Annotated in this window: 13 protein-coding genes; 12 read left to right on the forward strand and 1 reads right to left on the reverse strand. The window is 67.1% G+C overall.

Annotation, left to right across the window (positions count from 1 at the left end; translation table 11 throughout):
• A partial coding sequence (locus K9U41_RS18255) for a hypothetical protein (RefSeq protein ID WP_282642297.1) occupies positions 1-187 on the forward strand: 187 nt, incomplete at its 5' end.
• The gene (locus K9U41_RS18260; protein WP_282642298.1) at positions 184-1,980 is read left to right on the forward strand and encodes a BatD family protein; all 1,797 of its coding nucleotides are present in this window, start codon (positions 184-186) and stop codon (positions 1,978-1,980) included. The genes K9U41_RS18255 and K9U41_RS18260, both read left to right, overlap by 4 nt.
• A gap of 101 nt (positions 1,981-2,081) precedes the next feature.
• On the opposite strand, the gene K9U41_RS18265 is transcribed toward K9U41_RS18260, so the two are convergent.
• Positions 2,082-2,975, reverse strand: coding sequence for a LysR family transcriptional regulator (locus K9U41_RS18265; RefSeq protein WP_282642299.1), 894 nt, complete (start codon positions 2,973-2,975; stop codon positions 2,082-2,084).
• A gap of 128 nt (positions 2,976-3,103) precedes the next feature.
• On the opposite strand from K9U41_RS18265, the gene K9U41_RS18270 reads away from it, so the two are divergent.
• The 10 genes from K9U41_RS18270 (at position 3,104) to K9U41_RS18315 (ending at position 12,486) form a co-directional block, all read left to right on the forward strand.
• Positions 3,104-3,814: an isochorismatase family protein gene (locus K9U41_RS18270; RefSeq protein ID WP_138401623.1), complete on the forward strand. Its 711-nt coding sequence runs from the start codon at positions 3,104-3,106 to the stop codon at positions 3,812-3,814.
• A gap of 135 nt (positions 3,815-3,949) precedes the next feature.
• Entirely contained in the window at positions 3,950-5,086 is a 1,137-nt protein-coding gene (locus K9U41_RS18275) for an ABC transporter substrate-binding protein (RefSeq protein ID WP_282642300.1), read from the forward strand.
• 26 nt (positions 5,087-5,112) lie between these two features.
• Positions 5,113-6,039, forward strand: a complete 927-nt coding sequence (locus K9U41_RS18280) for an ABC transporter permease (protein WP_282642301.1) — start codon at positions 5,113-5,115, stop codon at positions 6,037-6,039.
• An 8-nt stretch (positions 6,040-6,047) separates the two neighbouring features.
• A complete protein-coding gene (locus tag K9U41_RS18285; protein ID WP_282642302.1) occupies positions 6,048-6,854 on the forward strand; it encodes an ABC transporter permease in 807 nt (268 codons plus the stop codon).
• A gap of 25 nt (positions 6,855-6,879) precedes the next feature.
• The gene (locus tag K9U41_RS18290; RefSeq protein WP_282642303.1) at positions 6,880-7,941 is read left to right on the forward strand and encodes an ABC transporter ATP-binding protein; all 1,062 of its coding nucleotides are present in this window, start codon (positions 6,880-6,882) and stop codon (positions 7,939-7,941) included.
• A gap of 106 nt (positions 7,942-8,047) precedes the next feature.
• On the forward strand, positions 8,048-9,022 hold the full coding sequence (locus K9U41_RS18295; protein WP_282642304.1) for a dipeptidase: 975 nt from the start codon (positions 8,048-8,050) through the stop codon (positions 9,020-9,022).
• 41 nt (positions 9,023-9,063) lie between these two features.
• Entirely contained in the window at positions 9,064-9,591 is a 528-nt protein-coding gene (locus K9U41_RS18300; RefSeq protein ID WP_282642305.1) for a DUF5943 domain-containing protein, read from the forward strand.
• 94 nt (positions 9,592-9,685) lie between these two features.
• Positions 9,686-10,741: an ABC transporter substrate-binding protein gene (locus K9U41_RS18305; RefSeq protein WP_282642306.1), complete on the forward strand. Its 1,056-nt coding sequence runs from the start codon at positions 9,686-9,688 to the stop codon at positions 10,739-10,741.
• An 81-nt stretch (positions 10,742-10,822) separates the two neighbouring features.
• Positions 10,823-11,692 (forward strand): ABC transporter permease, encoded by an 870-nt coding sequence (locus K9U41_RS18310; protein ID WP_282642307.1) that lies wholly within the window; start codon positions 10,823-10,825, stop codon positions 11,690-11,692.
• The gene (locus K9U41_RS18315; RefSeq protein ID WP_282642308.1) at positions 11,692-12,486 is read left to right on the forward strand and encodes an ABC transporter permease; all 795 of its coding nucleotides are present in this window, start codon (positions 11,692-11,694) and stop codon (positions 12,484-12,486) included. Before K9U41_RS18310 ends, K9U41_RS18315 begins: the two co-directional genes overlap by 1 nt.
• The last annotated feature ends 63 nt before the right edge of the window (positions 12,487-12,549 follow it).

Raw genomic sequence — 12,549 nt, forward strand, 5'->3', positions numbered from 1 at the left:
GTTGTGTATAAGAGACAGGCCTCCGGGCGGAAAGGAGACCAAGGCGCCCGTGCTGTCCGACGACGAGCAGAGCCGGGAACAGGCGCTGCGCCAGGTGCCGGACGACCCCGGCGGCCTGCTGCGCGCCCGCATTCGCGCGCGCTATACCGGCGGCCCGGTGACCGTGCCGGTGGAGGGCGAGCCGTGATCCGCGCCATGCTTCGCCTTGCTCTTGTCCTTGCTGCGCTTGTCGCGGCGACGCCGCTGGTTGCGCTTGTCGCGGCGACGCCGCTCTTGGCCGGCGCCTTCAAGGCGAGCATCGAGCGGCTGCCCACCGACCAGGGCGAACCCTTCGAGCTGGTTCTGAGCCTCGCCGGCCGCGACAGCCTGGAGCCGCCGAACGTGACGCCGCTGGCGAGGGATTTCGAGATCCTCGACCGGCGCAAGCGCAGCCGGATGGAGACCGTGGCCGGGCAACGGGTCGAGGTGAACGAATGGGTGCTGACCCTGGTGGCGAAGCACCCCGGCCGTCTCACCATTCCGGCCCTCTCGGTGGGCGGGGAGGCGAGCGCCCCCATCGATCTCACCATTGCCCCCGGCGCGGCCATGGCGCCCCCCGACGACGAGCCGCTCTCGCTGGCGGTGGAGGTGCAGGGCACTGCGCCCTTCTTCCTCCAGAGCGAGATTCCTGTGGTGGTGCGCATGTTCGACCGGGTCGGCGCGCTGGAGGCGACGGCGGGACAGCCGGAGGCCGAGGGCGCCTCCTTCAGTCCTGACGGCGGGCTGAAGACCTATTCCCGCGTCTTCGGCCGCCAGCGCTTCCGCGTCGTCGAGCTGCGCTACACCATGCGGCCCCAGCGCACCGGTACCATCCAGATCCCGTCGGTGGCGCTCAAGGCCTCCATCCCCACATCGCCGCCTGGCGCGCAGGAGCAGGCGCGCACGTTGGGGCGGCCGGCCATGCCGTGGCTTGGCGGCGCATTCAACGCCGGCCGCAAGATCACCGTCTATTCCAACCCGGTGGAGGTGGAGGTGAGCCCGCGCCCCGCCGGCGTCACCGGCTGGTTCCTGCCGGCCCGGTCCGTGACGCTGCGGGAAAGCTGGTCGCGTCCACCGGGCGAGGCCAAGGTCGGCGGCGCGCTGGTGCGCACCCTGCGCCTGGAGGTGAAGGGCGCGAGCCCGGGCCAGTTGCCGCCGCTTGTGGCGCCGGAGGTCGATGGCGTGCGCCAGTATGCCGACGAGGGCAAGCCCGAGGCCACGTCCGTGGACGGCGGCATCGGCGCCGTGGTGGAGACGCGGGTCTCCGTGGTGCCCACGCGCGCCGGCACGGTGACGCTGCCGGCCATCTCCGTGCCCTGGTGGAACGTGGTGGCAAACCGCGCCGAGACCGCCACCCTACCGGCCGTGACCCTCACCGTGGCGGCGTCTGCCACCGGCAGCACGCCGCGCGCGCCGGCTGTTCCCATTGCTGCGCCGGCGCCATCGCCGCTGGCCGATGGATCGCAGGGCGGCTGGAGCGGGCGCGACCTGATGGCCGCCTTGGCCGTGGTCGTGCTGGTCGCGGGAACCGTCTATTACAGCGGGCGTCGGCGGCGGCCGGCGGCGGCCGAGCCCCCGCCGGACCCGGCGGATTTCGGAGCCGTCCGACCGCTCGGGGCCGGTCGAGGCCGCATGGCGGGACGCCCGGCGTTGGCGCCCCTGGATGTGGAGGCGGCGGCGCGGGCGCTCGATGCCGCCTGTCGCAGCAATGATGCCGCCGCCGCCCACCGCGCCTGGCTCGTCTTCGGCCGCGCCATGGGCGGGATGGGTGCCCCGGCGCCGCGCACCCACGAGATGGCGCGGGCGGTGGGAGACCTGAGCCGGCACCTGTATGCGGGCGGTGCCGAGGGGTGGGATGGGCGCGCCTTGCGCAAGGCCCTCGCCGCCGAACGGCGCGCCGCCCGCGCCCGCAACGCCGGCCAGGCCCGGGGTCTCCAGCCGCTCTATCCCACGCCACGGTGATCGGGCGCATGGCTGGAGCGCATTGGTCCCGAGGGGTTTCGTGGCTTGAAATGGGCGGGTTTGGATCGCTTCTCTCGAATGCGATCTGATCGGATCGCGCTTTAGACGCTGCCCCACACCCGCCGCATGAAATCGGTGAAGATGGAGACCGCCGGCGAGCGCACGGGCATCGCCCAGGCGGCGCAGGTGACGAGCTTTTCCGGTACGTCGTCGAGATCGCGGATGACGATGCCGCGGCGCTGCAGGTTGCGCACGCAGCTGGCATAGACCGAGACCCCGGCCCCCGCCGCCACCAGCCCGAAGATGCCTTCCGACGAGGACGCCTCCTGCGCGATGCGCGGGGTGAAGCCGCTGCGGCGGCAGATGGAGAAGAAGGCATTGCGGAAGGCGCCCCAGTTCTCGCCCGAGCCGAGCACGAACGGCTGATCGGCGAGGTCGGCGAGCCGCAGGGTGCGCACGTTGGAGAGTGGGTGGGTGATGGGCAGCAGCGCCACGTAGCGATTGTCGTCGAAGGTGTAGCTCTCCATGCTCGGCTCCTCGAACCGGCCGATCATGAAGCCGATGTCGATGCGCTCCGCCAGCAGCGCCTCCTGCTGCTTGAAGGTGGGGATGAATGAGATTTCCAGCCGGATTTCCGGCCGGTAGCGGCTGAAGGCGCTCAGGAATTCCGGCAGTCGGCCGTTGATGGCGAAGTCCATGTAGCCGATGCGCAGCACGCCCACCTCGCCGCTGGCGGTGCGGCGGGCATTGGTGACGGCGCGCTCCAGCCGCTCCAGCGCGGCGCGGCCGTCGGCGAGGAAGGCCTTGCCCGCCTCGGTCAGTTCCACCGAGCGGGTGGTGCGGGCGATCAGGGGCACGCCCACGTTCTGCTCAAGGTCGCGGATCAGGCGGCTCATGGCCGGCTGGGTCATGTGGGCGCGCTGGGCGGCGCGGCTGAAGTGCAGTTCCTCCGACAGGAGGACGAAGGCACGGACGTGGCGGAGATCGAAGCGCATGGGTCAATTCATATCATGGTTGGCATAAATCGTGCTGAATTTGGAATTTCCCCTGTCATAGAAGTTTACGCAATCTGGGTCTCGCAAGTCCGGCACAAGCGGGCGGAAAACGAGTAGGGACAACGACTATGGCGTTCGAGGAAGATCTCGATGCGGCGCTGACGCGCGCCTTCGAACAGGCAACTTCCCTCTACCAGGGGCGCGGCTTCCAGCGGCGGGTGGGCTTCGGCAGCCGGCCGGCGCTGATCAACGTGGACCTGGCCAATGCCTGGACCCGTCCCGGCAACCCCTTCACCTGCGAGAAGATTGACGACCAGATCATTCCCGGCGTCCAGGCTCTGCTCGCCGCCTGCCGGCGCAACGGCCATCCCGTGGTGCATGTGACCACCTGCTACCAGGTCACCGACGAGACCCAGGCCGCCACCGACATGGGCTTGTGGCACCACAAGATTCCCATCGAGGTGGTGGACCAGTCCAAGCCCGAATTGTGGGCCATCGACAGCCGCATCGAGCCGGTGAAGGGTGAGCAGGTGCTGATCAAGAAGCGGGCCTCCGCCTTCCACGGCACCTACCTTGCCGGCTTCCTGCGCGCCAACAACGTGGACACCATCCTGGTGACCGGCGTCACCGCCTCCGCCTGCGTGCGCACAACGCTTTGCGACGGCCTGGCGGAAGGGTTCCGCACCATCGCGGTGAAGGAATGCATCGGCGACCGGGTGCCCGGCGCGGTGGCGTGGAACCTGTTCGACATCGACGCGAAGTTCGCCGATGTGGAGCCGCTGGAGCGCTGCATCTCCTACCTCGACGAAGTCGGCGCCAAATCTCGCGCCGCGGCCTGATCGGGTCGCCGCGCTCCGGCGCGGCGACTTCCAGAGCGCGATCCGAGCAGATTGATTCAATCTGCCCGGTGAACCGCCCTCTCAAGGAAAGAGAACGCGTTATCCGATCAGCTTGCGATGCAAGCTGATCGGCGCGTGCTCCAGACCTTCTCCGGCATCGACGACTTCGACTTCGACATCAAAAAACAAAATCCAGAGGCGGACATGACGAAGACTGATCTCACCCTTTCGGGTGCGCCCTCCCGGCGTGCCGTCCTTGGAGCGCTCGGTGCGGGGGCGGCGGTGCTCGCCGCGCCACGGCTGGCCCGCGCGCAGGAGGGCACCCTCGTGGTCTCCAACTGGGGCGGCGACTGGAACGAGCGGACCATCCGCTTCGTGGAAGCGCCGCTGGTGGAGAGCCGCGGCATCAAGATCGTCCGCGACCTCGGCATGGAGCCCGAGCGCAAGGCCAAGCTGATCGCCGAGAAGCGGCTGCGGCGTGGCACCATCGACGTCATCCACATCAACGAGGGCGACAGCGTCGAGCTGAACACCCAGGAGGTGCTGAGCGACATCGACTTTTCCAAGGTGCCCAACTACGCCGACGTGGTGCCGGCGCTCAAGTCAAAGCCCTTCTTCGTGCCGTGGCTCTACAGTGGCGTGTCCATCATCTACAACAAGGACAAGGTGCCGAACCCGCCCAAGTCCTATGAAGAGCTGTGGGACAAGAAATGGGCCGGCAGAATCGGCCTCACCAACCAGCTTTATTTCAACTACATCATGATGGCCGGCCTGATCAAGGGCGGCAACGTCACCAATACCGACCAGGGCAAGGAGCGGCTGATCCAGCTGAAGGAGCTGACCCAGCCGCGCATCTATGCCGCCCACCAGCAGCTCGGCGCCGGCCTCGTCAACGGCGAGGTGGACATTGCGGTGAACTACAAGGCGCGCGGCCTGCAATGGGCCAATGACGGCGCCCCGCTCGCCATCCAGTATCCCTCGGAAGGGGCCATCGCGGTAATGTTCGGCGCGGCTCTGCCCAAGCGCGCGCCGAGCCCGGACCTTGCCTCCATCTACTTCAACGCCATGCTGGACAGGAAAGCCATGGCCGGCCTTGCCGGCGCCAGCTTCTACGCCCCGGCCAACGCCAAGGCGGAGCTGACCGACGAGTTGCGCGCCAAGGTGGATTTCACGGCGGCGCAGGCCGCGGCCCTGAAATTCCCCGATTACGCCCATGTGGCGAAGAATACGGCGGAATGGCTTGAGTGGTGGAACAAGAACATCGCCCGCTGAGCGCGGCCGGCATGTCGGGTTCGGCCATGTCCACGGCAACGACCAGCCCCGGCGGCGCCACCGCTCCGCCCCTTAATCTTCCCGCGCCGGGTGCGCGGGATCGCCGGCGCCTGTCGCCGGCCTTCGGCCTCGCCGCGCCCGGCACCCTGTTCGTGGTGCTGGCGCTCATGGGGCCGCTTGCCCTCATGTTCCGCTATTCGCTGAACCGGTTCGTGCCGGGGCAGATGATGGTGGAGGCGGTCACCCTCGCCAACTACCAGAAATTCTTCGCCGACAGCTACTACCAGGAGGTGCTGGCGACCACCCTGTGGGTGTCCGGCCTCTCCACACTCCTGTGCCTCCTTGCCGGCTTTCCGGTGGCGTATTTTCTGGTGCGGCAAGCCAGCGACAAGTGGAAGGGGCGGTTGCTCCTGCTCGTCATCCTGCCGCTGCTCATGGGCAATGCGGTGCGCACGGCGGCGTGGATGGTGATCCTGGGCGACAAGGGCCTGTTCAACGCCTTCATCGGCCTGGTCGGGGTGTCGCCGGTCAAGCTCATGTACACGCCCACCGCCGTGGTCATCGGCCTCGTCTCGGTGCTGCTGCCGTTCATGATCGTGACGCTGCAGAGCGTCATCGAGGGCATCGACGCCAATCTCGAAGCCGCCGCATCCAGCCTGGGTGCCTCGCACCTCACCACCCTCTGGCGCGTGGTGCTGCCCTTGGCCCTGCCGGGCATCCTCGCCGGCACCATGCTGTGCTTCATCCTCTCCATGAACGCCTATGCGACGCCCGTGCTCATCGGCGGGCCGAGCTTCCAGATGATGGCGCCCGCCGTCTACCAGCAGGTGGCGAAGGCCATGAACTGGCCCTTCGGCGCGGCGCTCGCCTTCGTGCTGATGGCGGTGACGCTCGTGCTCACCACCACCGCCAACATCCTGGTGCAGCGGCGCTATCGCCGCTGGAGCGAGTGAGGGGAGCCATGGGTATTCTCGCCATCAACCGCATCTATGCCGCGCTCTCGGCGCTGGTGCTCGCCTTCGTGCTGCTGCCGCTGGTGGCCATCGTGTGGGTGAGCTTCTTCGCCAACCGCATCCTCTCCTTCCCGGCCACCGGATACACCCTCGGCTGGTATGTCCGCGCCTGGGAGCAGGAGGCGTTCCGCAACGGCTTCATCACCAGCGTGGAAACGGCGCTGGTGGCGGTGGCCATATCGTTGGTGCTCGGCGTGCCGGCGAGCCTTGCCTTGGTGCGCTATCGCTTTCCGGGGCGGGACGCCATCCAGACCGTGCTGCTCTCGCCCATGGTGGTGCCGGGCATCGTCGGCGGGGCGGCGCTGTTCATGGCTTTCATCGAGCTGGAAGTGCTGCTGGACGTGGAGATCGCCGGCACCTTGCCGGGCCTGCTCATCGCCCACGGCCTCATCGCCCTGCCGTGGACGGTGCGGCTGGTGACGGCCTCCCTCGTGGGCATGAGCCCGTCCTACGAGGAGGCGGCGCGCTCGCTGGGCGCGGGGGTGTTCACCACCTTCTTCCGGGTCACGCTGCCCATCATCAAGCCCGGCATCGTGGCGGCGGCGCTGTTCTCCTTCGTGGTGTCCTTCATCGACCTTGAGAAGTCGATCTTCCTGGTGGGGCCGGGCCGCACCACGCTCCAGATCGCGCTGGTCTCGTATCTGGAATGGAACCTTGATTCCACGGTGGCGGCGGTCGCCACGGTGCAGATCCTCATCATCGGCGCGCTGCTGATCGCCAGCGACCGCTATGCCCGCCTCGCGCGGGCCTTCTGAAACGCCTGTCTGCGGAGTGACCTGAATGTCCGACGTCGTCCTCCAGTCCATCGTCAAGCGCTACGACGCCACCACCGCCGTGGACAATGTCTCCCTCACCATCCGCCAGGGCGAGCTGGTGGCGCTGCTCGGCCCCTCCGGCTGCGGCAAGACCACGACCCTGCGCATGGTGGGCGGCTTCATCCCGGTCACCGAGGGGCGCATTCTGGTGGGCGGGCGCGATCTCACCTCCCTGCCGCCCAACAAGCGCAACATGGGCTTCGGCTTCCAGAATTACGCGCTGTTCCCACACATGAGCGTGGGCGAGAACGTGGCCTTCGGCCTCCAGATGCGCAAGCTGCCCAAGGCCGACATCGCAGCTAAGGTGAAGACCGCGCTGGACCGGGTGAAACTCTCCCATCTGGCCGATCGCCTGCCCAAGCAGCTGTCCGGCGGCCAGCAGCAGCGGGTGGCGCTCGCCCGCGCACTGGTGATCGAGCCGGACGTGCTGCTGCTCGACGAGCCGCTCTCCAACCTTGACGCCCAGTTGCGCAATGAGATGAAGCTGGAGATCCGCTCTATCCAGCAGCAGCTCGGCATCACCACCATCTTCGTCACCCACGACCAGGACGAGGCGCTCTCGGTGGCCGACCGGGTGGTGCTGATGCGCGCCGGGCGCATCGAGCAGATGGGTGCGCCGGACGATTTGTTCGAGCGTCCGGCCTCCCACTTCGTCGCCGAATTCATGGGCGTCACCAACCTGTTGGCCGGGACGCTGGAAAGCGTCGGCCGCTTCCGCCTCAAGAGCGGCGAGGTGGTGGCGGTGCCCGTGGCCGGGCTGTCCGGAGACCTGGCTTTGGCGCTGCGGCCCGAGCGGGTGATCCTCGACGGCACCGACGAGGCGCTGCTCGCCAACACCCTCTCCGCCGAGGTGGAATTCGCCACCTATCGCGGCCTCGTCATCGACTACCGCGTGCGCCTGCCCTCGGGGGTGACGCTGATCGCCCGCCGGCCCTCTCCCGCGGTGGGCGGCCCCGCCCCGCTCAGCCCCGGCCGCGCCGTGCGCGTGTCCTGGCAGCCCGAGGCCGGGACCCTCGTGCCCATGTGAGCCGGAGCGTCGTCCCCTTTTCAGTATTCGCCGGCGTAAGGCCGGCATCTCAAGAAGGCATCTTGCCGTGAATCTGCACGTTTCGCCCACGAAGGAAGATCAAGCCGTGTCCAGCCTGCACGAACAGCTTGTCGTCATCGACGGCCTCATCATCTCCGATTTCGGCCGCGCGGTGTTCGAGGACATGCGCAAGGGCGGCCTCACGGCGGCCAACTGCACCTGCTGCGTGTGGGACAACTTCACCGAGACCATGCGCAATATCGCGAAGTGGAAGAAGGACTTCGCGGCCAATGCCGACATCATCTCCCAAGTCTATACCACCGAAGACATCCTGAAGGCGAAGGCCGAGGGCAAGACCGGCATCATCCTCGGCTGGCAGAATACCTCGGGCATCGAGGATCGCATCGAATACCTGGAGCTGTTCCATGAATTGGGCGTGCGCATCATCCAGATGACGTACAACACCCAGAATTTCGTGGGCTCCGGCTGCTATGAGGGCACCGACAGCGGCCTCTCCGACTTCGGCCACGACGTGGTGGCGGAGATGAACCGCCTCGGCATCCTGTGCGATCTGTCCCATGTGGGGCCGAAGACTTCGGAAGACACCATCAAGGCGTCGAAGCAGCGCGTCGCCTATTCCCACTGCCTGCCGGCGGGGCTGAAAGCCCACCCGCGCAACAAGAGCGACGAGCAGCTGCGGTTCATCGCGGACAAAGGCGGCTTCATCGGCGTCACCATGTTCCCGCCCTTCCTGGCGAAGGGGCCGCAGGCCACCGTCGCCGATTACGTGGAGGCGATGGACTACATCATCAACATCGCCGGCGAAGACATGGTGGGCGTGGGCACCGACTTCACGCAAGGCTACGGCCAGCCCTTCTTCGACTGGATCACCCACGACAAGGGCTTCGGCCGCAAGCTCACGGATTTCGGCGCCGTCATCAATCCGGAAGGCTTCCGCGAGATCGGCGACTTCCCGAACCTCACCGCCGCCATGGAAGCCCGCGGCTGGTCCACCGCCCGCATCGAGAAGGTGATGGGACAGAACTGGCTCCAGCTGCTCAAGGACGTGTGGGGGCGCTGAGCCCTTCATCGTCTTCCATCCAACGCGGGAATACTTCTATAATGGCCAAGCCTGAAATCGAGATCGACGTGGACCCGGCAACCGGGCGCTGGTTCGTGGACAAGATGCCCATGATCCTGGTGCCCCAGCACTTCTACAACAACAACCATTTCGCCATCGAGGGCGCGCTGGGGGCCGAAGCCTTCGATGCAGCGCTGGCTCCTGCGGGGCACCTCTCGGCTTACGTGTGGTGCAGGAAGCAGGCGGAGGTCTATGGCCTTGCCGGCGTGGATGTGTTCGCGCATTACATGAAGCGGCTGTCGCAGCGCGGCTGGGGCCTGTTCTCCATCCTCGCCATCGACCCGGCCGCGGGTACCGCCACCATCCGCCTCGACAATTCCTCCTTCGTCACCGACGAGACGCGCAGCGCCGGCCGCAAGCTCTGCTACATGTTCGCGCCGTGGCTCGCCGGCGCGCTGGAATTCGTCTGCGAACAGGCCGGCGCGCCGCGCAAGCTTGAAGCCCGCGAGGTGCAATGCGCCGCCGAGGGCCATGATTACTGCCTCTACGAGGTCAAGCCCGCCGCCTGAGGCAGGCTTCTTCTTCAATAATAGCTGAATAAGCGACCCGAAAACGGGCGCGCCTTCCATCCGACCAGAGGACTTGAGGACCATGAGCTGCAAGATGAACATGTCTCGCCGCACCGCGCTGAAGACGTTTGGCGTGGCCGCCGCCGGGGCGCTGGCGGCGCCGTCCGTGATCACGCGGTCGCTGGCGGCCGGCGAGACGCTGGTGGTCTATAATTTCGACGGCCTGCTGGGCAAGGTGATCAAGGATCACTGGATCGACCCCTTCAGCCAGAAGACCGGCGTGAAGGTGGAAGTGCTGACCATGCAGGGCTCGTCCCCGCCCATGGCCAAAATCAAGGCCCAGGTGGATGCCGGCCGTCCCGATGCGGACGTCATCCCCATGCAGATGACCGACTATGTCTTCGGCGTGCGGAACAATCTGTTCCAGACCATCGACGCCAAGGACATGCCCGAATACGCCAACCTCTATCCCGATTACATCACCCCCTATGGGCCAAAACTCGTCTTGTGGAGCTACGGCCTCGCCTACAACACCGACAAGATCAAGACCGCCCCCACCGCCTGGGCCGACCTGTGGGACCCGCAGTACAAGGGCAAGGCGGCGCTGAACGAGGCGCTGTTCGACCAGGCGCTGCAGATGGCCAACCTCGTCGCCAAGGGCAAGCCCCTGCCGGTGGACGACGCCACCTTTGCCGCCCTCACCAAGCTGCGCCCGAACCTTGCAACATTGTGGACCACCGGCGCCCAGGCCGAGCAATTGCTGCGCACCGGCGAGGTGTGGATCATGCCGGTGTGGAACGGCCGCGTGTATCCGCTGAAGGACCAGGGCGTGCCGATTGATTTCGTCTCGCCGAAGGAAGGCTTCTTCACAAGAGCCGACCCGTTCTGCATCCCGCGCGGTGCGAAGAACCCGGAGCTTGCCAAGGCCTTCATCAATTTTTCCTGCACCACAACCCCGCAGCAGGCGCTGGCCCAGGGGCTGTTCTACGCCTCGCCGAACCAGAAGGTGGTCTATCCGCCGGAGATCGCCAAGCGCGTGGTGGTCTCCACCCGCGAGGAGCTGGCGCGCGCCGTGCCGGAGGATTTCGAGGTCATCGTGGACAATCTGCCCGACTGGCGCCGGCGCTGGGATGCCTGGAAGCAGAGCTGAACCTCAGGCGGTCGCGGAGCTGCTACCATGGCGAGCGATGCCTCTCTTCCATCCTCCCTCGCGGACCCTCGGGGCAAGTGGATGTCATTGAAAAACCTCGGCCGCCAGGGTGTCGGCCGGCTTGGATGGTGGGGGCTTCTCGCCCCCGCCATGGGGCTCTACGCCCTCGTCTTCTTCATGCCGCTGGGCGTGCTGGTGGGCGAGAGCGTGCACCCTTCCGGCGCGCCCCAGCTGTCGCTCGCCAATTATGCCGCCTTCTTCACCGATGGCGTCACCTTCTCCATCTTCGCGCGCACGGTGCGGCTCGCCTTCTTCGTCACCCTCACCTGCCTCGTCTTCGGCTATCCGCTCGCTTTGTTCATGCGGCGGGCGGGGCCGGTGCTGCGGCTGGTGGCGCTGACCATCGTGGTGTCGCCGCTGCTCACCTCGGTCATCGTGCGCAATGTGGCGTGGCTGCTGGTGCTGGGGCGCGAGGGCATGGTGAATACGCTGCTGCGGCAGGCGGGCCTCATCGATGCGCCGCTGCCGCTGCTCTACAACACCTTCGGCGTGGTGGTGGGCGTCACCCATGTCTATCTCGCCTTCCTGGTGCTGCCGGTGTTCTCCTCGCTTCTGGCCATCGACCCCTCGGTGGAGCAGGCGGCGTCGAGCCTTGGCGCCTCGCGCTTCACCGTGTTTCGCAAGGTGACGGTGCCGCTGTCCCTGCCGGGGGTGATCGCGGGATCCACCCTCGTCTTCGTGCTCACCATGGGGGTGTATCTCACGCCGGTGATCATGGGCGGCAGCTTCGTCACCACGCTGCCCATGGTGATGACGGACCTGGTGCGCACCCAGTTCGACTGGAGCCGGGCGGCGGCCTTCGCCATCGTGCTCCTCGCCTTCATCGCCATCGTGATGGTGGCATCCAGCCGCGCCGAGCGGCGCATCGAGCGCATGCGCGGGGAGCTGTGATGAGCGAAAACCGGATCGGCCTCCTCGTGGGCACCCTCGCCGTCACGGTGATGGTGTTCCTCATCCTGCCCCAGCTCATCCTGCTGGCGCAGTCGTTCACGGCGGAGGATTATCTCTCGTTCCCGCCGAAGCACTTCGGGCTGCGCTGGTACGCCTTCATCTTCGGCGACGAGACCTGGCACCGCGCGCTGTCCACCAGCCTCCTCATCGCCGTGCTGGTGACGCCGCTGGCCGTCATCCTCGGCACGGCGGCGGCCATCGGGCTCGACCGGGGGCCGATGCGCATGCGCAAGGCCATGCGCACCGCTCTGGTCTCGCCCATGGTGCTGCCCCATGTGGTGCTGGGCATGGCCATCTACCGGGTGTTCCTGCCGCTGCGCTTCGACGATACGCTCATGGGCTTCCTGGTGGCGCATCTGGTGCTGTGCGTGCCCTATGTGATCGTCACCGTGGGCGCGAGCCTCCAGGCCATGGATCGCACGCTGGAACAAGCCGCCATGAGCCTTGGCGCCTCGCTTCCGGTGGCCCTGTGGCGGGTGGTGCTGCCGCTGGTTCGTCCGGGGGTGATCGCGGGGGCGGTGTTCGCCTTCATCACCTCGTTCGACGAATTCATCGTCACCTACTTCCTGGCCAGCCGGCAGACCACCGCGCCCATCCAGATCTTCTCGAGCCTGTCCTACCAGTTGGAACCCTCCATCGCGGCGGTGTCGGGCCTGACGCTGGTGGTGACGGCGGCCCTGTGCGGCCTGCTCATCCTGCGCGGCTCCATGGCCGGCACGACGCAGGTGGCGTGAGGGGGGCGTTTCCGTCCCGCCCCGCATGGAACCCTCTCCCGTTTGCGGGGGAGGGCAGGGTGG

Source organism: Xanthobacter autotrophicus (genome assembly GCF_029991245.1).
Classification (GTDB): Bacteria; Pseudomonadota; Alphaproteobacteria; order Rhizobiales; family Xanthobacteraceae; genus Xanthobacter; species Xanthobacter autotrophicus_C.

Excerpts from the sequence above, each read along its gene's own strand:
- K9U41_RS18265 (WP_282642299.1), bottom strand. The coding sequence starts at position 2,975 with ATGCGCTTCGATCTCCGCCACGTCCGTGCCTTCGTCCTCCTGTCGGAG.
- K9U41_RS18270 (WP_138401623.1), top strand. The coding sequence starts at position 3,104 with ATGGCGTTCGAGGAAGATCTCGATGCGGCGCTGACGCGCGCCTTCGAA.
- K9U41_RS18280 (WP_282642301.1), top strand. The coding sequence starts at position 5,113 with ATGTCCACGGCAACGACCAGCCCCGGCGGCGCCACCGCTCCGCCCCTT.
- K9U41_RS18285 (WP_282642302.1), top strand. The coding sequence starts at position 6,048 with ATGGGTATTCTCGCCATCAACCGCATCTATGCCGCGCTCTCGGCGCTG.
- K9U41_RS18290 (WP_282642303.1), top strand. The coding sequence starts at position 6,880 with ATGTCCGACGTCGTCCTCCAGTCCATCGTCAAGCGCTACGACGCCACC.
- K9U41_RS18300 (WP_282642305.1), top strand. The coding sequence starts at position 9,064 with ATGGCCAAGCCTGAAATCGAGATCGACGTGGACCCGGCAACCGGGCGC.
- K9U41_RS18305 (WP_282642306.1), top strand. The coding sequence starts at position 9,686 with ATGAACATGTCTCGCCGCACCGCGCTGAAGACGTTTGGCGTGGCCGCC.
- K9U41_RS18310 (WP_282642307.1), top strand. The coding sequence starts at position 10,823 with ATGTCATTGAAAAACCTCGGCCGCCAGGGTGTCGGCCGGCTTGGATGG.
- K9U41_RS18315 (WP_282642308.1), top strand. The coding sequence starts at position 11,692 with ATGAGCGAAAACCGGATCGGCCTCCTCGTGGGCACCCTCGCCGTCACG.